The sequence below is a fragment of the Agrobacterium sp. B1(2019) genome (assembly GCF_008274755.1).
GTDB lineage: Bacteria > Pseudomonadota > Alphaproteobacteria > Rhizobiales > Rhizobiaceae > Agrobacterium > Agrobacterium salinitolerans.
The window spans coordinates 997,766-1,018,139 of sequence record NZ_VTPB01000002.1 but is presented as its reverse complement, the minus strand read 5'-3'; the positions used below and the strand labels follow the sequence as shown (position 1 = coordinate 1,018,139).

The following is a 20,374-nucleotide window of genomic DNA, read 5'->3' as shown; positions in this document are numbered from 1 at the left end:
AGCGGGATGGCGAAAACTGTGAGCGGTTTTCGCCTGAAATCCCGCTACAGATTTAGTGGAGGTTGGGCTGGGCGCCCTGGCCCTTTTCATCGATGAGATAACCGCGCCGGAAGCGGTCCAGCCGGAAAGCAGTTGCCGTTTCCTGCGGTGCGCCGCGCGCCAGAAGGTGGGCGAAGCAGAAACCGGAGGCGGGTGTTGCCTTGAAGCCGCCATAACACCAGCCGGCATTGAGATAGAGATTGTCGATCGGGGTCTGGTCGATGATCGGTGAACCATCCATCGACATATCCATGATGCCGCCCCAGGAGCGCAGCACCCGGACGCGGGAGAGCGCCGGTACTATCGCCTTGCCGGCTTCCGCCACATGCTCGACCGTCGCCAGATTGCCGCGCTGGGCATAGGAATTATAGCCGTCTATATCGCCGCCGAAGACGAGGCCGCCCTTGTCCGATTGCGAGACGTAGAAATGGCCCGCACCGAAGGTGACGACGCCATCGATAAAGGGCTTCAGCCCTTCCGACACGAAAGCCTGAAGGACATGGCTTTCGATTGGCAACTTCAGCCCGGCCATGGCGGCGACCTGAGAGGAATTGCCCGCCGCCGCCAAAGCCAGCTTGCCGCAACCTATGAAGCCGCGGCTTGTTTCGACGCCCACGACCGCGCCGCTTTCCCGGCGAATGCCCGTCACCTCGCAGCCCTGGATGATATCGACGCCTCGGCTGTCTGCGTCGCGCGCATAACCCCAGGCCACGGCATCGTGACGCACGGTGCCGCCGCGTCTTTGCAGCAGGCCGCCCTGCACCGGAAAGCGGGCGTTGTCGAAATCGAGAAATGGCAGCATCGCCTTGACTGCGGCGCGGTCCAGCAATTCGGCGTCGACGCCGTGCAGCCGCATGGCGTTGCCGCGCCTTATATAGGCGTCGCGCTGCGCATCCGAATGATAGAGGTTCAGCACCCCGCGCTGGGAAACCATGGCGTTGAAATTGAGATCCTGCTCCAGTCCTTCCCATAGCTTCATCGAAAGCTCGTAGAAGGGATTGTTACCCGGCAGCAGATAATTGGAGCGAATGATCGTGGTGTTACGGCCGACATTGCCCGAGCCGATATAATTCTTTTCCAGCACCGCGACATTGGTGATGCCGAATTCCCTGGCGAGATAATAGGCGGTTGCCAGCCCATGCCCGCCGCCGCCAACGATGATGACGTCATAATGCGGTTTCGGTGACACATCCCGCCATGCGGGTTTCCAGGATTTGTTGCCGAAAAGACCATTCTTGAAAATGGAAAAGGCGGAATAGCGCATCTGCGTACCTCAAACGATATCGCACAAGCTTACTGAGGTCATTCGAAAGGGAATTGCAAATAAAGGACATAATGATTTAAAAAAGAGACATGACGATTGTTGAGCAGAAGAATGTCCAGCGCATTGGTTTCATCCTAGTTCCGAATTTTGCGCTGATGTCCTACGCCTCGGCGGCGGAGCCATTGCGGGCCGCCAATCTGATCGCCGGAACCGATCTTTACGATGTGGTTCCGCTTTCTTTCGATGGCGAGTCCGTCAGAAGTTCTTCCGGCATCATTGTCGGCTGCGAGGCGCTCGCTACCGCAGGCGAGAGATGCCATACGATCTTCGTCTGCGCGGGGGGCGGGCCGCAGGACTGGACCGTTGCGGAAAATTCCTACGGGACTTTAAGGCGGCTGGCGCGGCAGGGTGTACGGATCGGGGGCATTTCCAGCGGCGCTTATGTGCTGGCGGCGGCGGGGTTGCTGGAAAACCGCGATTTCACCATTCACTGGGAGCATGCGCCGGTACTGAAAGAGGCCTTCGGCCATCTCATGCCCCGGCAGGCGCGGTTCGTTTTCGATGGGGACCGCATCACCTGCGCCGGCGGCGTCGCGCCTCTCGACATGATGCATGCGATGATTTCGCAGAGAATGGGCGCTCACTTCGCACGGCGTGTCAGCGACTGGTATCTGCACACGGCCGTGGCCGAACCCGGCGCGCCGCAAAGGGGGGCCGCTGCCGAGCGCCATGGCACCAACCATCCGGCCTTGCTGACCGTGCTGGAAAAAATGGAAACGACCATTGAAAGCCCGCTCGACCGGCAGACCATGGCAAAGCTGGCGGGAACAAGCGCGCGCCACCTCGACCGGCTTTTCGCTACCCATCTGAAGTCGAGTTTCTTGGAGACATACCGCGCAATCCGCCTTGATCACGCCCGGCGATTGCTGGAGCAAAGCCCGCTCTCCATCGCGGAAGTGGCCTTCGCCACCGGTTTTTCCAGTGCTGGTCATTTTTCAGGGAGATTCAAGGCCCGCTTCGGCCAGACGCCGAATGCCATACGGCAAAGATTTCCTCTGAATTAACAGAGTTTTCCTGTAAGGAAGCGAAAACACGATAATGCCGGAGGATACCATGGCGAAGGATGCCACCCAGAACGAAGCTGCGCAGGCCCTGTCGCAAGACCCGCATGCCGTTCGCGAGCCGAGGGTCAACAATCTGGAAATGGCGATTGGCCATGAGGTGCGCGCCTATCGCAAGAAACTCGGCATCACGGTCACCGATCTTGCATCGGCCACCGGCGTTTCCGTGGGCATGCTTTCCAAGATCGAAAACGGCAATATCTCGCCGTCGCTCACCACGCTGCAGACGCTTTCAAAGGCGCTCGGCGTGCCGATCACGGCCTTCTTTCGCGGTTTCGAGGAACCGCGCAGCGCCACCTTCGTCAAGGCGGGGCAGGGCGTGAATATCGAGCGCAGGGGTACGCGCGCCGGTCATCAATACAGCCTGCTTGGTCATATCGACAACAATACCAGCGGTGTCACCGTCGAGCCCTATCTCATCACGCTGACCAAGGACTCGGATGTGTTCCCGACCTTCCAGCATGAGGGAATGGAGTTTCTCTACATGCTGGAAGGCGAGGTGGTTTACCGCCACGGCGAGCAGCTTTTCACCATGCAGGCCGGCGATAGCCTTTTTTTCGACGCTGATGCGCCGCACGGGCCGGAGGAATTGGTGAAGCTTCCCGCCCGTTATCTGTCGATCATTTCCTATCCGCAAAGGCGGCTGGGCAACGATTGATAATTTGCCTTAGAAGAAAAAAATATTCCTGATAGTTGACGGAATGGAATTCCATATGTTAGCCCTTCATTCAGAAACGAATGGAGGCGCCTGTCGATGTGCGGCATTGTTGGACTATTCCTGAAAGACAAAAGCCTTGAACCGCAGCTGGGTACGCTGCTTTCGGACATGCTCGTGACCATGACGGATCGTGGACCGGATTCCGCCGGCATCGCGATCTATGGAAGCGCTGCCGATGGCCTGGCGAAAGTGACAATCCAGTCGGCCGATCCGGTCGCTGATTTTTCCGGCCTCGCCGCAGCGCTGAAGGAAAGCGGCGTTGATGCCGTGGTCACGGTGAAAAGCACTCATGCTGTTCTCGATATTCCCGCCGAAAAACTGGATGGTATCCGCGCGGTTCTTTCCGCAATCCGCCCGAATGTGCGCGTGATGGGGTCCGGCGATAGCGTCGAAATCTACAAGGAAACCGGTCTTCCGAAGGATGTCGTCACCCGTTTTGACGTGCGCTCTATGGCCGGCACCCATGGCATCGGCCACACCCGCATGGCGACGGAATCGGCGGTGACGACGCTTGGCGCGCATCCCTTCTCCACCGGTGCCGACCAGTGCCTGGTGCATAATGGCTCGCTTTCCAACCACAATAATCTGCGCCGAGAACTGGTGCGCGAGGGCATGGTCTTCGAGACCCAGAATGACTCGGAAGTCGCCGCCGCCTATCTCACGGCGGAAATGGCCAAGGGCAAGGATCTGGGCGAGGCGCTGACCGGTGCGCTCGATGATCTCGATGGTTTCTTCACTTTTGTCGTCGGCACCAGATCCGGTTTCGGCGTGGTGCGTGATCCCATCGCCTGCAAGCCTGCTGTCATGGCCGAGACTGACCAATATGTCGCTTTCGGCTCTGAGTATCGCGCTCTGGTCAATCTGCCTGGCATTGAAAATGCCCGCGTCTGGGAGCCGGAGCCGGCGACCGTCTATTTCTGGGACCATGAAAAGGCCGCCTGAGACCCGTGATCGGCACCTGTTTTGAAAGTCATAATCCATGCCAGTTTTCGATCTCTCCCACACGCCATTGCGTGAACTCAACAAGGCGCTCCACGGTCTTTCCTCGGGCGCGAACGACACCGAATTCGAAGTCGTCAATCCGCGCGGCCACCATGCCGTGGCGGTCGGCATCGACAGCCCCGTCACCGTCGATGTGCATGGTTCGGTCGGTTATTATTGCGCCGGCATGAATGATGGCGGCAACGTCACAGTGCACGGCTCGGCCGGGCCAGGTGTCGCTGAGAACATGATGTCCGGCACGGTCGTCATCGAGGGCGACGCCTCGCAATATGCGGGCGCCACAGGCCGCGGCGGGCTTCTGGTCATCAAGGGCAATGCCGCCTCGCGTTGCGGCATTTCCATGAAGGGCATCGATATCGTCGTGAAGGGCAATATCGGCCACATGTCGGCCTTCATGGGCCAGTCCGGTCATCTCGTCGTCTGCGGCGATGCGGGCGATGCGCTTGGCGATTCCCTTTATGAGGCGAAGCTTTTCGTGCGTGGTTCGGTCAAAAGCCTCGGTGCCGATTGCATCGAGAAGGAGATGCGGCCCGAACATCTGGAAAAGCTTGCGGAGCTTCTCGACAAAGCCGGCGTCACGGGTGTCAGCCCTGACGAGTTCAAGCGTTACGGCTCGGCCCGCACACTCTACAATTTCAACATCGACAACGCCGACGCGTATTGAGGCGAGGGATATTCCGATGAGCTATCACAACCCCTTCACCCCGCCGCGCAAATCCGCGACCTTTGACGACTATACGCTGGCGGAAATCCGCCGCGCGGCGGCCACCGGAATTTACGACATTCGCGGCGCAGGCACCAAACGCAAGGTGCCGCATTTTGACGACCTCCTGTTTCTCGGTGCGTCCATCTCGCGTTATCCGCTCGAAGGTTATCGCGAGAAATGCGATACGACCGTGACCATCGGCACGCGCTTCGCCAAGAAGCCGATCACGTTGAAAACGCCGATCACCATTGCCGGCATGAGTTTTGGCGCGCTTTCCGGCAATGCTAAAGAAGCGCTTGGCCGTGGCGCGACAATCGCCGGCACCTCCACCACGACGGGCGATGGCGGCATGACGGATGAGGAGCGCGGCCACAGCCAGACGCTGGTTTATCAGTACCTGCCCTCGCGTTACGGCATGAACCCGAAAGACTTGCGGCGTGCGGACGCCATCGAGATCGTTGTCGGTCAGGGCGCGAAACCGGGCGGCGGCGGCATGCTGCTCGGCCAGAAGATTTCCGATCGCGTCGCCAATATGCGCAACCTGCCAAAGGGCATCGACCAGCGCTCCGCCTGCCGCCATCCTGATTGGACCGGCCCGGACGATCTGGAAATCAAGATCCTCGAACTGCGCGAAATTACCGATTGGGAAAAGCCGATCTATATCAAGGTTGGCGGCGCGCGGCCCTATTACGACACGGCGCTGGCGGTGAAGGCCGGCGCCGATGTGGTGGTGCTGGACGGCATGCAGGGCGGCACGGCCGCCACGCAGGATGTCTTCATCGAAAATGTCGGCATGCCCACGCTCGCCTGCATTCGCCCCGCCGTTCAGGCGCTTCAGGATCTCGGCATGCACCGCAAGGTGCAGCTCATCGTCTCCGGCGGCATTCGGTCGGGTGCTGATGTCGCCAAGGCGCTGGCGCTCGGTGCCGATGCTGTCGCCATCGGTACGGCGGCGCTGGTGGCGTTGGGCGACAATGACCCGCATTGGGAAGAGGAATATCAGAAACTCGGCACAACGGCCGGCGCTTATGATGACTGGCACGAGGGCAAAGACCCCGCCGGCATCACCACGCAGGACCCGGAACTGGCCGCACGCCTCGATCCCGTCGCCGCCGGCCGCCGTCTTGCCAATTATCTGAAGGTCATGACGCTCGAGGCGCAGACCATCGCGCGTGCCTGCGGCAAGAACCATCTCCATAATCTGGAGCCGGAAGATCTGGTGGCGCTGACGATGGAGGCCGCCGCCATGGCGCAGGTTCCGTTGGCGGGAACCAACTGGTTCCCGGGCAAAGGCAGCTTTTAAGCCATAAAGACGGACGGGCGCATTTGGGAGGATGCGTCCGTCTTTCCCGATGAAGTGTCTGATATTCAAAAAAGGGGAATGACGTGACACTGGACCTCTCCAAATTTGCTGCCGAAAAGGGCATCAAATATTTCATGATCAGTTATACCGATCTCTTCGGCGGCCAGCGCGCCAAGCTGGTTCCTGCAGAAGCGATCGCCGATATGCAGAAGGATGGCGCGGGTTTTGCGGGCTTCGCCACATGGTTCGATCTGACGCCCGCCCATCCCGATCTATTCGCCGTGCCCGACGCCTCTTCGGTCATCCAGCTTCCATGGAAAAAGGATGTCGCCTGGGTCGCCGCCGATTGCGTGATGGAAGACCAGCCGGTGGAGCAGGCGCCGCGCGTGGTGCTGAAAAAGCTCATCCTTGAGGCGGCAAGCGAAGGGCTCAGGGTCAAGACCGGCGTGGAGCCGGAATTTTTCCTGATTTCGCCGGATGGTGCGAAAATCTCCGACGAATACGACACAGCGGAAAAGCCCTGCTACGACCAGCAGGCGGTGATGCGCCGTTACGATGTGATCGCCGAGATTTGCGACTACATGCTGGAGTTGGGCTGGAAGCCCTACCAGAACGACCATGAGGACGCGAATGGTCAGTTCGAGATGAACTGGGAATATGACGACGCGCTGCAGACCGCCGACAAACATTCCTTCTTCAAATTCATGGTCAAATCCGTCGCCGAAAAACACGGGCTGCGCGCCACCTTCATGCCGAAGCCTTTCAAGGGCCTGACCGGCAATGGCTGCCACGCTCATATCTCGGTCTGGGACCTCGACGGCAATGTCAACGCCTTTGCTGACAGGGAAATGCCGTTCGGTCTGTCGGCCAAGGGCAAGACGTTTCTCGGCGGCATCATGAAACATGCGTCGGCGCTTGCGGCCGTCACCAATCCGACGGTCAATTCCTACAAGCGCATCAACGCGCCGCGTACCGTTTCCGGCGCGACCTGGGCGCCGAATACGGTGACCTGGACCGGCAATAACCGCACCCATATGGTGCGCGTGCCGGGGCCGGGACGGTTCGAACTGCGCCTGCCGGATGGCGCTGTAAACCCTTATCTGCTGCAGGCCATCATCATCGCCGCCGGCCTTTCCGGTGTCCGTTCCAAGGCTGATCCCGGTCCGCATTACGATATCGACATGTACCGGGAGGGTCATACGGTGAAGGATGCGCCGAAGCTGCCGCTCAACCTTCTCGATGCGCTGCGCGAATATGAGAAGGACGCCGAATTGCAGCAGGCGCTAGGTACTGAATTTTCGAACGCCTATCTGAAACTCAAACAGGGTGAGTGGAACAGCTATTGCTCGCAATTCACCGCATGGGAGCATCAGACGACCCTCGATGTCTAAGTCCGATTTTCCCCGCCGCGCTTGCGGCTTTTCCCCGCGCGTCCAGCCGCGCGGGCGTTTTCCATATTGATGACAGAAAGATCGCCAGATGACGAACTTCGTCCTGACCGTGACGTGCAAGTCCACCCGCGGCATCGTCGCCGCCCTTTCAGGCTTTCTCGCTGAGAAGGGGTGCAACATCGTCGACAGTTCGCAGTTCGACGATCTCGGCACCGGCCGTTTTTTCATACGCGTGGGTTTCATTTCCGAGGAGGGTGAGACACGCGACGCGTTGATGGACGGGCTGGCGCCCATCTCGGAAAAATTCGGCATGGAGGTGGCGCTGCACGATCAGGCAGAGCGGATGAAGGTTCTTTTGATGGTGTCGCGCTTCGGCCATTGCCTCAATGACCTGCTCTACCGCTGGCGCATCGGGGCGCTGCCGATCGACATTGTCGGCGTGGTCTCCAATCATTTCGATTATCAGAAGGTCGTTGTCAATCACGACATTCCGTTCCACCACATTCCGGTGACGAAAGAGAACAAGCCGCAGGCCGAAGCCCGGATCATGGAGATCGTGGAAAGCTCGGGTACGGAACTCATCGTGCTGGCGCGTTACATGCAGGTGCTTTCCGACAGGATGTGCGAGGCGATGTCGGGCAGGATCATCAATATTCACCACTCCTTCCTGCCCTCTTTCAAGGGCGCCAACCCTTACAAGCAGGCCTATCAGCGCGGTGTGAAACTGATTGGCGCGACGGCGCATTATGTGACCGCCGATCTGGATGAGGGACCGATCATCGAACAGGACATCGTTCGCATCACCCATGCCCAGTCGGCCGAGGATTACGTGTCGCTCGGCCGCGACGTGGAGGCGCAGGTGCTGGCGCGCGCCATACACGCCCATATTCATCGGCGTTTATTCCTGAACGGTAGCCGAACCGTGGTGTTCCCCCCCGGTCCCGGCTCTTACGCTTCAGAAAGAATGGGATGAGCATTCTGCGTGAGCCGGGTTGATGTTGTCGACACCTATCCCCGTAAGCGTGGTTTGCAACATTTCCCGAACGGCAGCTACCAGATTGTTGAGCGGCTGGTCATCGCGGTAAAATGGCGCCGCCGTCCGGACGCGCTGATAAAGCCTATCGGTGCCGGGCGCACGGCCGCCTTCGTCTGGCTGCATGTCGTAAGCCTGCGCGGCGCTCATGATCTCGATTGCGAGAATGGTTTCCAGGTTGCCGATAATCGAAAGCGTCTTGTCGGCGGCGGCGGTGGCGTGAGTCAATATATCCTCCTGCAAGGCGGAGGTGATGCCGCCATCGAGGCTGGCGGGGGCGGCGAGGCGGCGGTTTTCTGCGGCAAGCGCTGCGGCGGTGTACTGGATGATCATAAAACCGGAACAGACACCATCGCTTTCCGCCAGAAAGGCGGGCAGCCCGCTGACAAGCGGGTTGACGAGGCGGTCGATGCGCCGCTCGGAAATCGCCGCGAGTTCGGCTGCGGCCGTCGCCAGTCCATCCATGGCAAGCCCGAGCGCCGCACCGACAGCGTGGGCCTGGGAATGGACCTCGGGCGACTGCGGCGTGCCGCCGACGACCGGGTTGTCCGTGACACTCGCGAGTTCGCGGTCTACGACGTCGGCGATCTGCGCGACGCTGTCGCGAACGGCGCCGTGCACCTGCGGCACGGCGCGCAGGCTAAGCGGATCCTGCGTGCGCGATCCGGCCGACCGGGCAAGAAGCGGGCTTGTCGCCAGAAGCTGGCGCAGGTTTGCGCCGACGGTCTGGATGCCGGGCGATCTGCGCAGTGCCAGCGGCCCTGCGGCGAAGGGATCGGCCTGCGCACCAAGGTTTTCATAGCTCATTGCCGCTGCCGCATCGGCCCAGTCAAGGAGCGACGTCGTGCGGGCGAGCGCGAGGCTGGCGAGCCCCGTGGCGCAGGGTGTGCCGTTGACGAGGCTGAGCCCCTCCTTCGCCTGCAAAACTACGGGTTCGAGGCCGAGCTTTTCGAGCCCCTGTCGGCCGCCTATCAACTCACCCCCGTGGCGGGCCCGGCCTTCGCCGATCAGCATCAGGCCTATGGCCGCGGCATGGGTGAGGTAACCCACCGAGCCCTTTGACGGAATAACGGGAAGAATATCGCCATTCAGCAGGGCGAGCAGCGCTTCGACCGTTTTGACCTGCACGCCGGAATAACCATGCGCGAAGTTGTTGATCTGGGCGGCCATGATGGCCCGTGTTTCCTCGCGTCCGAGCGGTTCGCCGACGCCGCAGGTATGGCTGAGCAGGATGTTGCGGGAGAGGGCCTGCTGCTGCGGGATATCGACGATCACATCGCAGAGCGCGCCGACACCTGTGTTGATGCCGTAACCGCGCACCCGTTTTTCGACGAGCGCATCGACGATGGCGCGGGCTTCGGCAATGCGCCGCCATGCTTTATCCGACAGGGAAAGCGTGGCGCCTTTTGCAACAGCGGCGATCTCTTGCCAGGTGAGGGGACGATCGATGGTGATCGTGTCAGCCATGCTGGCCTTCTCCCGCACCCGCGCGGCGTTCCACGAAACGGGCGACATAATCATTTGCGGGGCTGTTGAGGATCTGATCCGGCGTTCCGACCTGCACCAGTTTGCCGTCCTTCAGGATCGCGATCTGCGCACCGATGCGGAGCGCCTCGTCGAGATCGTGTGTGATGAAAACGATGGTCTTGTGCAGGTTCTTTTCGAGCTGCAGCAACTGGTCCTGCATGTCGGCGCGGATCAAGGGGTCGAGCGCCGAAAAGGCCTCGTCCATCAGGATGACGTCGGTATCGGCCGCGAGTGCCCGGGCCAGACCGACGCGCTGCTTCATGCCGCCGGAAAGCTGGTGCGGAAACTTGTCCTCATAGCCAGAAAGCCCAACGGTCTCGATCCACTTCATGCCGATGGGCCGCGCGTCGGCCTTGGTCAGCCCGCGCACGCGCTGGCCATAAACGACGTTCTGCAAGACGGTGCGGTGCGGCATCAGACCGAAATTCTGGAACACCATGCTGACGCGCCGGTTGCGGAAGTCGCGCAGGTCTTTGGGCTTCAGTGCAAGAACATTGTCGCCGCCGACGAGAATCTCGCCGCTTGTAGGTTCGATCAGCCGGTTGATGTGGCGCACCAGCGTCGACTTGCCGGAACCGGAGAGGCCCATGATCACGAAAATGCGGCCGGCTTCGATGTCGAGGCTGACATTGTCGAGGCCGACGCTGCATCCCGTTTTTGCCAGGATGTCGCTTTTTTCCGCGCCCTGCTGCGCCATGGTCAGCGCAGCTTTCCAGTTGCCGCCGAATATCTTGGACACGTTGCGGATATGGATATCAGTCATTGCCCATTTCCTTCCGGCTGGATCGACCAAAACCCTGGGTGATGCGATCGAGCACGATTGCGAGAATAACGATGCCGAGACCTGCTTCGAGGCCCTTGCCGACATCGAGCGTCTGGATGCCGTTCAGAACCTGCTCGCCAAGACCGCGCGCGCCGATCATCGAGGCGACGACGACCATGGAGAGCGCCATCATAATCGTCTGGTTGAGGCCGGCCATGATCGTGGGCGTGGCGAGCGGCAATTCGACGCCGAAGAGGATTTGTCTCGGGCTGCCGCCAAATGCGGTCGCCGCCTCCACCACTTCCCGGTCCACCTGCCGGATGCCGAGATCGGTCAGGCGGATCAGCGGCGGCACGGCATAAACGATGGTGGCCAGTACGGCCGGGACCTTGCCGAGGCCGAATAGCATGATGGCGGGAATGAGATAGACGAAGCTCGGCATGGTCTGCATGACATCGAGTATGGGCAGGGTGATGCGCCGAGCCCATTCGCTTTTGGCAAGCAGGATACCCATGGGTACGCCGATGACGATGGAAATGAGGCTGGCAATCAGCATCAGCGCCAGCGTCTGCATCGTCAGGTCCCAGAGACCGAGCGCGCCGACGATGAACAGCATGACGGCGACCATGATGACCAACGAAATCTTTTTCGCGGCAAACCATGCGAGCACCAGGAAGACCAGAAAAATGGCCCACCACGGCAGACCGCGCAGCACCCATTCCACAAAGAGGATCGCCTGCAGGATCGTCTGCGAGATCGCCTTGAAAACGGAGCCGTAATTCACCACCAGCGAGCGCACGATCTCATTGATCGGGCCTCGGATCGAAATATGAAAAACTTCAGGAAACATTGGTGTCGTCCTCGCGCCTGCCGACCCCATGTGTGGTAGCCGGCCCCTGTCCTGACGGGAAAAGGCGCGCCGGAAGCCCAGCGCGCCTGCGATGTTTACTTGACGGCGGCTTCGATACGCGCCTTGGCGTCGGCAGAAACCCAGCTGCCCCAGACATCGCTCTTGGTCTGAAGGAAGGTTTTGGCGGCGGCTGTCGCATCGACCTGCTTGTCGGTCATGTAGGCGAGGCTGGCGTTGATCTCCGCCAGCGGGAATGTCGCCTTTTCAAGGATCGCAATGATTTCCGGCGCTTCCTTGGCAAAGGTGCTATTTACGCCATAGGCCACCTCGACGGAGGGGAAGGCGCAACCGGCGTCGCGCTTTCCATCGGCGCTCGTCAGTTCCTTCCAGCAGGCGTCGCTATAGGCCGGCTCCTGCAGCTGGATGAGCTTGTATTTGCCCATGATTGCCGTCGGGCTCCAGTAATAGAACAGCATCGGCTCGCCCTGGAGATAGGCGGCGGCAATTGCGGCATCGAGAGCGGTGCCGGTGCCGGGCCGGAAGTTCACATAGTTTGCTTCCAGCTTGTAGGCCTGCAGCTTTGCGGTATTGACGCCTTCGCAGGTCCAGCCCGAGGGGCAATTGAGGAAGCGGCCCTTGGCGGGCTCTTCCGGATCCTTGAACAGTTCGACGATCTTCGGGTCGGAAAGCTGGTCGACGTTCTTCAGGTCCGGAGCCTTGGCTTCGATGCCTTTCGCCGGGTCGCCCTTGACCAGATACTCCGGTACGAACCAGCCTTCGGCGGCGCCGACGAAGGTCTTGCCGACCGATGTTACCTGCCCGGCTTCCGCGGCCTTGTTCCAGACGTCGGAGCGGCCGATCCATTCTTCAGCGAAGATCTGCACATCGTTATTGGCGGTCGCCTGTTCCAGCGTCACGGAGTTACCGGGAATGGAATCGACCTTGCAATCATAGCCCTTGGAGAGGATTTCCTTCATGACTTCGGTGATGAAAGCGCCGCTTTCCCAGTCGATGCCGGCGAAGGTGACGGTCTTTCCGGCGGCGCAATAGCCTTGCGCTCTCGCTGACCCGGCATAGGCGCCCATGATGAGCGCGGTGGTGGCCAGCGCGATTTTCAACTTTGAATTCAGCATTGCATTCCCCTTTTGGTTTGATGATTGGCAAGTTGCTGGCATGCGTTTTGTGGTTTCAGCCGGGCGTGCCCTGGGCAGATGTCCGCCCCTGAGCCCGGCGGTCATTGGTGCATTTCATGTTCCGTCGAAATCGGCGGTCGGGCGCTCGTCGAATCAACATTGAATTCGATGTTCGACTTGAAGTGGCATGCTGGAAGTTCACTATACAACTTTGAAAAATTCACATGGGACGCGCGTATCGGCGACGTTGGGTCGGGCGCGCCTGCGGCTGGTCGGTTCTGAAAAGGGTGAGCTTTCAGCGCATATTGCCTGGGCGCGCCATCAAATACAGCTTTGACTGCGGCATGGCAGCCGCTTCCCTTGCGCTGGGCGGGCATTTGAATATCGCCCCGACCATCGGCGGGAGACCTGCTGCTGCCAGAGATCGAGTCCTCGCTCGCCATTATTTTCCCCTCAAGTTGTATATGTAACTTCACACATTTTCGAAAGACAAGCAAGACGGGATGTGATAATTTTGTGCTTGCGCGGATTCTGGCTGCGTTTTGTGCAGTCGCCCGATTTTTAGGAGTTTCAATGCTGTCCGTCATCGAAAACGAGTTTCCTGTCTCGGGTGATCGCTCCTCCCTTCCGCTGTATGAGCGGGTGAAAGAACAGATCAAGGAAAAGATCGCCGGCGGAGAGTGGTTGACGAACCACAGGATACCCTCCGAAAACGAGATCGTGGACATGCTGGGTGTCAGTCGGATGACGGCGAACCGAGCGCTGCGGGAGTTGGCTGCCGAGGGGGTGATCGTTCGTGTGCAGGGGCGCGGGTCTTTTGTCGCCCCGAAAAAGCGAAGCGCTGGCATGATGGGCGTGCGCAACATTGCCGACGAGATCAAGGAGCGCGGTTCGACGCATCGACCGAGCCTGATCCTTGCCCAGACGGAAGTTTGCGGTCCCGATCTCGCAACGGCGCTGGAGATCGCCGTGGGAGCGAAGGTTTTTCACTCCATCATCGTCCACCACGAAGACGATGTGCCGATCCAGCTTGAAGATCGCTTCGTCAATGCGGAGATCGCTCCAGATTATCTGATGCAGGATTTCAATTCGCTCACCCCGAATGCCTATTTGACAGCGGCGGCACCAATTTCGCGAACAGAGCAATTCATCGAGGCCGCGTCGCCCCAGCCCTGGGAATGCAAATTGATGGCCATAAGCCGAAACGAGCCTTGCCTTCTCGTGCGCCGCAGAACCTGGTCATCGAGCCGCGCCGTCACATCCGTACGGCTGCTCTACCCCGGTTCCCGATATCGGCTTGAAAGTCAGGAATAGCGGTCCGCGGCCGCGTGCAGTGATGCCTATGCCAGCAGTCCGCGCATAATCAGTTCGAGATGAATCTTCAGAACGGCCTGCCTGTCCAGAATGCGCCGGTCGTTGAAAATCAGCCGAAACACCAAAGTTCCAACCATGGGCGACATTACGACCTTGGCAAGTTCGGGGGGATTGGCCCTGAACCTTTTTTTCGCCACGCCCTCCTCCAGGATCGTATCGATGCGCGCAAAGACCGGCGCCATCATCGTGTCATAGTGCTGGTCGATGAGATCCGGGAATTTTGCGCCTTCCGCGACGATTAGACGAAACAGTTCCCGCATTTTTCTGTTGTCGACGAGTGAGTCGAACAGGAATTCGAGCAGCAGGCGAAGCTGTTCGACGGGATCGTCTGACTTGTGCGTATAGGCGCTGAACGTTTCCCGGAACGGCATGGAGGCACGTTTTACCATGGCCTCGAAAAGCGCCTCCTTGGTTTCGAAATAGACGTAGACCGTGCCTTTCGTCACTCCCACCCGTTCCGCGATGTCCTCCACCCGGGTCGCGGTAAATCCCCTTTTGGTGAATTCCTCGAATGCTGCATCGAGAATTTGCAACGGACGTTGTATCTTCTGTTCAGCACGTGTCAGTTTTGCTTTCGGCATGGCCCCGGATCCTTCTATTTTCGACGCGTGCCCTTCTGTCCGTCGCGATTGGCGGAAGTGGGAGATGGGTTTGCCTATAGCACCGGCGCAAAAACCGGAACGATTTTTGTGAAGGCGCGCGCATGCTTCACTATGCCGGAACATTGCCAATGCGCCCGCAGGCATGTGCCGGACGACGAGGGAATGATCATTCGGGAACCCGTGCCGATACTCCGGACAGCTCCCCGATCAGCGGTATAAGAATTTCATTGACTATTCAGTTAGTCAAATATTATAGGGTGAGGCGAAGATCAAGAGGTCACCATGAGAACCATTCTTATCGCGGCGGCGTTCGGCGGTATTTTCGCCCTGTCGTCCTGCAGCAATGACGAGCCGCCCGCCGAAAAGCCGCTTCGCACCGTCGATGTGGTCGCGGTTGAGAAAAAGCCTGTCGATCGCGGTAGCGTCATCACGGGCGAAGTGAAGGCGCGGGTCCAAACGGATCTGTCCTTCCGGGTCAGCGGCAAGATCACCGAGCGGCTGGTGGATGTGGGCGCACGGGTCAAGACCGGGCAATTGCTTGCCCGCATGGATCCCGAAGAGCAAAAGGCCGATCTTGATGTCGCCTTGGCTAACCTGCAATCTGCGGAAGCGCAGCAGACGCAGGCGCAACTGACGTTTGACCGTCAGCAAAGCCTTTTCAAGACGCAGGTGACCTCGCGTTCGGCGGTCGACAAGGCCCAGGAAACCCTGCTCACGACGCAGGGTGCGGTGAGATCGGCGCAGGCGCAGCTCGATACGGCGCGCGATGCCCTGTCCTATACCGAACTCAGGGCGGATGCGGATGGCGTCATCACGGCGCGTAATGTGGAGGTCGGCCAGGTGGCGCAGGCCGCCCAGCTCGTTTTCACGCTGGCGCATGACGGGCCGCGCGATGCGGTCTTCGACGTTTATGAATCCCTGTTCCTCGAGCGCGATATCGATAATCTTGTCAATGTCAGCCTCCTGTCGGATCCCGCCCGCAGAATTGCGGCGCCGGTGCGGGAGATTTCTCCGACGATCGACCCCGACAATGGAACGATCAGGGTCAAGGTGGGTCTGAACGGCGACATGACGATGCCGCTCGGCGCGCCCGTTTCCGGCCATTTCCGTTTCGAACAGATCGATGCGATTGAGCTTCCGTGGTCGGCGATGACGTCGCAGGACGGCCTGCCTGCCGTCTGGGTGGTCGATCCGCAATCTTCGGAAATCGCCATGCGGCGTGTCGAGGTCGCCGACTACGAGACAGGTCAATTCGTCGTCGCACAAGGGCTCAATCCCGGCGAACTTGTCGTCACCGTTGGTACCAAATTTCTCCACGCCGGTGAAAAGGTCGCCTATGAAAAGGGGCAGGCACAATAATGTCCAATATATACAGAAGCTTGTTTTTGGCGGTTGCGGCGATCGCGGTTTCCTCCTGCGAGGAGAAGCAGGAAGCCAACGCCGAGGCGCCGCGTCCGGTGCTTTCCGTTGTGGTGGAAGAGAAGTCGGCCGAAGCCCTGCGACTGACCGGCACGGTGGAATCGCGCATTCAGACCGATCTCGGCTTTCGCGTTCTCGGGCGCATCATCGCGCGCAATGTCGATGTCGCCGATCTTGTAAAGAAAGGTGATGTAGTCGCGTCGATCGATCCGCTGGCGCTGGAGCTTGCGGTGAAGAGCGCGCAGTCCGACCTTTCCAATGCGGAAGCGCAGCTCGCCAATGCAATAACGACCGAGCAGCGCCAGCGCGTGCTGGCGGAGGCCCGCAGCGGCACGGAGGCCGCGCTGGAAGAAGCCCAACAGGCAACACGCACCGCCAACGCCGCCGTCGCCAAGGCCCGCGCCAATCTGGACAAAGCCGAGGAGCAGCTGGGCTATGCGCAGCTGCATGCGGAATTTGACGGCGTGGTGACGGGGACTTCGGGCGAAATCGGTCAGGTTGTCTCGGCCGGCCAGACAGTCGTGACCATCGCTCGCCCGGAAGTGCGCGATGTGGTGGTCGACGTTCCGCAATTTGCGGCGCAGCGCCTGGAGATCGGCTCCGCCTTCGAGATCGCCCTGCAGCTCGATCCGAAAATTCGAACCACCGGCGTGGTGCGCGAGATCGCTCCGGAAGCCGAAACGGCGACGCGCACGCGCCGCACGAAGATCAGCCTTCAGGATGCGCCACCGGCATTCCGGCTGGGCTCCGTCGTCACGGCCTCGGTGCTTGCCGCATCCGAACCGCAGATCATGCTTCCTTCCTCGGCCCTGCTGAAAACCGACAAGGGGTGGGGTGTCTGGATCGTCAATGCCGATACGGCAACGGTAACGCTCCGCCCGGTCACGATAGAGGGTGAGCCGGTCGAAGGCGGCAACGTGCGCATCACCGGCGGCGTCAAGCCCGGCGAGCGCGTCGCCAGCGCCGGCGTTCACAAGCTCAAGGATGGACAGGCCATCAGGATCGATCAGGAGGTCCGTCAGTGAAGAAATTCAATCTTTCCGACTGGGCGCTCGAGCACCGTTCGCTCGTCTGGTACTTCATGCTGGTTTTCGTTCTTGCCGGCGTTTTCTCCTATATCAACCTTGGTCGCGAGGAAGATCCGAACTTCACCATCAAGACGATGGTGATCAGCGCGCAATGGCCAGGCGCCTCCGCCGAAGAAGTGGCGCGGCAGGTGACCGACAGGATCGAGAAGAAGCTCGAGGAACTCGACAATCTCGATCATTTGCGCAGCCAGACGGTGGCCGGCCGCACGACGATCTTCGTGGAGCTGGTGCCGGAAACCAAGGCACGCAACGTCGAACCGACATGGTTGCGGGTGCGCAACATGATCGGCGATATCAAGGGCGATTTCCCCTCGGGCGTTGTCGGTCCCTTCTTCAACGACCGTTTCGGCGATGTCTATGGCAATATCTACGCTTTCACCAGCGATGGTCTCAGCCAGCGACAATTGCGCGATCTGGTGGAGGATGCCCGTGCGAAGGTGCTGACTGTCGACAATATCGGCAAGGTCGATGTCATCGGCGCGCAGGACGAGGCGATCTATCTGGAGTTCTCCACGCGGAAGATCGCGGCGCTCGGCATCGACCAGCAGTCGATCATCAAGACGCTGCAATCACAGAACGCCGTCACGCAATCCGGTTTCGTCAATGCCGGGCCAGAGCGCGTGGCGCTGCGTGTCAGCGGCCAGTTCACCTCCGAGGACAGCCTGCGGTCCATCAATCTGCGGGTCAACAACCGGTTCTTCCCGCTGACGGAAGTGGCGACGATCCGGCGCGGTTATGTCGACCCGCCATCCTCGCTGTTCCGCTTTAACGGCCAGCCGGCCATCGGCCTTGCGATCGGCATGAAAACCGGCGCGAACCTGCTGCATTTCGGCGAGGCGCTGGATGCGCAGATGAAGCGGGTGGTGGCGGATCTGCCGGTTGGTGTCGACGTGCATCGCGTGTCCGATCAGCCTGCGGTGGTCGATGAGGCGGTCTCCGGTTTCACCTCGGCCCTCTTGGAGGCGATTGCCATCGTTCTCGTCATCAGCTTCATCAGCCTTGGCCTCAGGGCCGGCATGGTGGTTGCCGTTTCCATTCCGCTCGTGCTGGCGATCACCTTCGTCTACATGGAATATACCGGCATTTCCTTGCAGCGTATCTCTCTGGGCGCCCTCATCATCGCGCTCGGCCTTCTCGTCGATGATGCGATGATTGCCGTTGAGATGATGGTCGCGCGGCTCGAGGTCGGAGACGATCTCAGGAAAGCGGCGACCTATGTTTATACCTCGACCGCTTTCCCGATGCTGACCGGTACGCTGGTCACTGTTGCCGGCTTCATTCCGGTCGGTCTCAACAACAGCGCGGCTGGTGAATTCACCTTCACGCTTTTTGTGGTGATCGCCGTTTCGCTGATCGTGTCATGGATCGTCGCGGTTCTCTTCACGCCGCTGCTTGGCGTGGCGATCCTGCCGAAGACGATGAAATCGCACCATGAGAAAAAAGGCCGTTTTGCCTCCGCATTTTCCTGGCTTCTCGGCCGGGCGCTGCGCTGGCGCTGGGTGACGATCGTCGCTACGGTTGCGTTGTTTGCCCTGTCCATTGGCGGCATGAGCCTGGTGCAGCAACAGTTCTTCCCGTCTTCCGACCGCGTGGAGCTGATCGTCGACTGGAACCTGCCGCAGAACAGCTCCATTGCCGAAACCAACCGGCAGATGGCCAAGTTCGAACAGGATATGCTGGCCAAGAATCCGGATGTCGATCACTGGACAAGCTATGTTGGTGAAGGCGCGCCGCGTTTCATCCTGTCTTTCGACGTGCAGACGCCTGACGTCACCTTCGGTCAGACGGTCATCGTCACCAAGGGGCTGGATGTGCGCGACAAGGTGCGCATCGAGTTGCAGGACTATCTGAACAAGACATTTATCGGCACCGACGCCTTCGTGAAACTGCTTGATATCGGTCCTCCCGTCGGGAAACCGGTTCAATATCGCCTGAGTGGCCCCGATATCCAGAAAGTCCGCGAGCTTGGACAGCAATTGTCGGGCGTCGTCGGCGAAAACCGGCTGCTGTCCAACATGGTCATGGACTGGAACGAGCCGACGCGCGTGGTCAAGGTCGATGTTCTGCAGGACAAGGCTCGCCAGCTCGGCGTCTCCTCGGAAGACATCGCCAATGCCATGAACAGCATTGTCGAAGGCTCCACAGTCACGCAGGTGAGAGACGATATCTACCTCGTCAACGTGGTGGCGCGGGCGCAGATGTCCGAACGCGGCTCCATCGAGACATTGCAGAACCTGCAATTGCCGGCGACCAACGGCAAGGCCGTCCCGCTTTCGGCGATCGCCAATTTCCGCTATGAGCTGGAACAGCCGACCATCTGGCGTCGCGACCGGATCCCGACTGTCACGGTCAAGGCCGCCATTATCGGCCCAACGCAGCCGGCCACGATTGTGGAACAGCTGAAGCCGAAGATCGAGGCGTTCCAGAAAACGCTTCCCGTCGGCTACACGCTGGAGACGGGTGGCTCGGTGGAATCCAGCGCGGATTCGCAGGCGCCGATTGTCGCTGTCGTGCCCATGATGCTGTTTGCTATGGCGACGATCCTGATGATCCAGCTGCGAAGCTTCAGCCGGCTGTTCCTTGTATTCGCCGTCGCGCCGACTGCCCTGATCGGTGTCGTGGTGGCGCTGCTCTTCTCCAATGCGCCGATGGGCTTCGTCGCCATTCTCGGTGTGCTGGCGCTGATCGGCATCCTGATCCGCAACTCGGTTATCCTTGTCGTGCAGATCGAGCATCTGAGAAGCGAAGGGGTTTCGGCGTGGCGCGCCGTCATCGAGGCAACCGAGCACCGCATGCGGCCAATCATGCTGACGGCGGCGGCGGCCACGCTTGCCCTCATCCCCATCTCCCGGGAAATTTTCTGGGGGCCGATGGCCTATGCGATGATGGGCGGCATTGTGGTGGGTACGGCGCTGACGCTGCTTTTCCTCCCCGCGCTCTATGTCGCATGGTTCCGTATTCCGCGTGAGGACGACAAGCCGGAGGGAGCGGAAGTCAAGGCGTAACATCTGACGTGGAGAGAGGGTGCGGCTATACCGCGT

18 protein-coding genes are annotated in these 20,374 nt (G+C 60.1%); 11 read left to right on the top strand and 7 right to left on the bottom strand.

Annotated features, from left to right (window positions below; translation table 11 throughout):
- Positions 1–52: 52 nt before the first annotated feature.
- A complete protein-coding gene (locus AGR1_RS19470) occupies positions 53–1,303 on the bottom strand; it encodes a sarcosine oxidase subunit beta family protein (protein WP_149147903.1) in 1,251 nt (416 codons plus the stop codon).
- 89 nt (positions 1,304–1,392) lie between these two features.
- On the opposite strand from AGR1_RS19470, the gene AGR1_RS19465 reads away from it, so the two are divergent.
- The 7 genes from AGR1_RS19465 (at position 1,393) to purU (ending at position 8,517) form a co-directional block, all read left to right on the top strand.
- On the top strand, positions 1,393–2,367 hold the full coding sequence (locus AGR1_RS19465) for a GlxA family transcriptional regulator (RefSeq protein WP_080794841.1): 975 nt from the start codon (positions 1,393–1,395) through the stop codon (positions 2,365–2,367).
- Between the two features lie 34 nt (positions 2,368–2,401).
- The gene (locus tag AGR1_RS19460; protein ID WP_187772233.1) at positions 2,402–3,082 is read left to right on the top strand and encodes an XRE family transcriptional regulator; all 681 of its coding nucleotides are present in this window, start codon (positions 2,402–2,404) and stop codon (positions 3,080–3,082) included.
- 96 nt (positions 3,083–3,178) lie between these two features.
- Positions 3,179–4,084, top strand: a complete 906-nt coding sequence (locus AGR1_RS19455; RefSeq protein WP_149147902.1) for a glutamine amidotransferase family protein — start codon at positions 3,179–3,181, stop codon at positions 4,082–4,084.
- 37 nt (positions 4,085–4,121) lie between these two features.
- On the top strand, positions 4,122–4,808 hold the full coding sequence (locus AGR1_RS19450) for a GXGXG domain-containing protein (protein WP_080794845.1): 687 nt from the start codon (positions 4,122–4,124) through the stop codon (positions 4,806–4,808).
- Positions 4,809–4,824: 16 nt separating this feature from the next.
- Positions 4,825–6,153, top strand: a complete 1,329-nt coding sequence (locus AGR1_RS19445; protein WP_149147901.1) for an FMN-binding glutamate synthase family protein — start codon at positions 4,825–4,827, stop codon at positions 6,151–6,153.
- An 83-nt stretch (positions 6,154–6,236) separates the two neighbouring features.
- On the top strand, positions 6,237–7,544 hold the full coding sequence (gene glnT / locus AGR1_RS19440) for a type III glutamate--ammonia ligase (RefSeq protein ID WP_149147900.1): 1,308 nt from the start codon (positions 6,237–6,239) through the stop codon (positions 7,542–7,544).
- Between the two features lie 88 nt (positions 7,545–7,632).
- Positions 7,633–8,517 (top strand): formyltetrahydrofolate deformylase, encoded by an 885-nt coding sequence (gene purU, locus AGR1_RS19435; RefSeq protein ID WP_080794850.1) that lies wholly within the window; start codon positions 7,633–7,635, stop codon positions 8,515–8,517.
- Here the strand turns inward: purU and hutH are convergent.
- The 5 genes from hutH to AGR1_RS19410 all read right to left on the bottom strand — a co-directional run bounded on the left by hutH (position 8,500) and on the right by AGR1_RS19410 (position 13,437).
- Positions 8,500–10,044: a histidine ammonia-lyase gene (gene hutH, locus AGR1_RS19430; RefSeq protein WP_149147899.1), complete on the bottom strand. Its 1,545-nt coding sequence runs from the start codon at positions 10,042–10,044 to the stop codon at positions 8,500–8,502. The two genes, purU and hutH, sit on opposite strands and share 18 nt — an antisense overlap.
- Complete coding sequence (locus AGR1_RS19425; protein WP_149147898.1) at positions 10,037–10,867, bottom strand: glycine betaine/L-proline ABC transporter ATP-binding protein; 831 nt, start codon at positions 10,865–10,867, stop codon at positions 10,037–10,039. Before AGR1_RS19425 ends, hutH begins: the two co-directional genes overlap by 8 nt.
- The gene (locus tag AGR1_RS19420; protein WP_137411361.1) at positions 10,860–11,717 is read right to left on the bottom strand and encodes a proline/glycine betaine ABC transporter permease; all 858 of its coding nucleotides are present in this window, start codon (positions 11,715–11,717) and stop codon (positions 10,860–10,862) included. The genes AGR1_RS19425 and AGR1_RS19420 overlap by 8 nt, the downstream gene beginning before the upstream one ends.
- A gap of 95 nt (positions 11,718–11,812) precedes the next feature.
- Positions 11,813–12,850: an ABC transporter substrate-binding protein gene (locus tag AGR1_RS19415; protein WP_149147897.1), complete on the bottom strand. Its 1,038-nt coding sequence runs from the start codon at positions 12,848–12,850 to the stop codon at positions 11,813–11,815.
- A 101-nt stretch (positions 12,851–12,951) separates the two neighbouring features.
- Positions 12,952–13,437 (bottom strand): hypothetical protein, encoded by a 486-nt coding sequence (locus AGR1_RS19410; protein WP_246669675.1) that lies wholly within the window; start codon positions 13,435–13,437, stop codon positions 12,952–12,954.
- Here AGR1_RS19410 and hutC point away from each other — a divergent pair.
- Positions 13,424–14,164, top strand: a complete 741-nt coding sequence (hutC, locus tag AGR1_RS19405; RefSeq protein ID WP_080794870.1) for a histidine utilization repressor — start codon at positions 13,424–13,426, stop codon at positions 14,162–14,164. The genes AGR1_RS19410 and hutC overlap by 14 nt on opposite strands.
- 26 nt (positions 14,165–14,190) lie before the next feature.
- Here the strand turns inward: hutC and AGR1_RS19400 are convergent, their stop codons facing one another.
- Positions 14,191–14,805 (bottom strand): TetR/AcrR family transcriptional regulator, encoded by a 615-nt coding sequence (locus tag AGR1_RS19400; protein ID WP_077983527.1) that lies wholly within the window; start codon positions 14,803–14,805, stop codon positions 14,191–14,193.
- Between the two features lie 303 nt (positions 14,806–15,108).
- On the opposite strand from AGR1_RS19400, the gene AGR1_RS19395 reads away from it, so the two are divergent.
- The 3 genes from AGR1_RS19395 to AGR1_RS19385 are packed head-to-tail and all read left to right on the top strand — an operon-like array spanning position 15,109 to position 20,338.
- The gene (locus tag AGR1_RS19395) at positions 15,109–16,185 is read left to right on the top strand and encodes an efflux RND transporter periplasmic adaptor subunit (RefSeq protein WP_080794875.1); all 1,077 of its coding nucleotides are present in this window, start codon (positions 15,109–15,111) and stop codon (positions 16,183–16,185) included.
- Complete coding sequence (locus tag AGR1_RS19390; RefSeq protein ID WP_149147896.1) at positions 16,185–17,270, top strand: efflux RND transporter periplasmic adaptor subunit; 1,086 nt, start codon at positions 16,185–16,187, stop codon at positions 17,268–17,270. Before AGR1_RS19395 ends, AGR1_RS19390 begins: the two co-directional genes overlap by 1 nt.
- Entirely contained in the window at positions 17,267–20,338 is a 3,072-nt protein-coding gene (locus AGR1_RS19385; RefSeq protein WP_149147895.1) for an efflux RND transporter permease subunit, read from the top strand. Before AGR1_RS19390 ends, AGR1_RS19385 begins: the two co-directional genes overlap by 4 nt.
- The last annotated feature ends 36 nt before the right edge of the window (positions 20,339–20,374 follow it).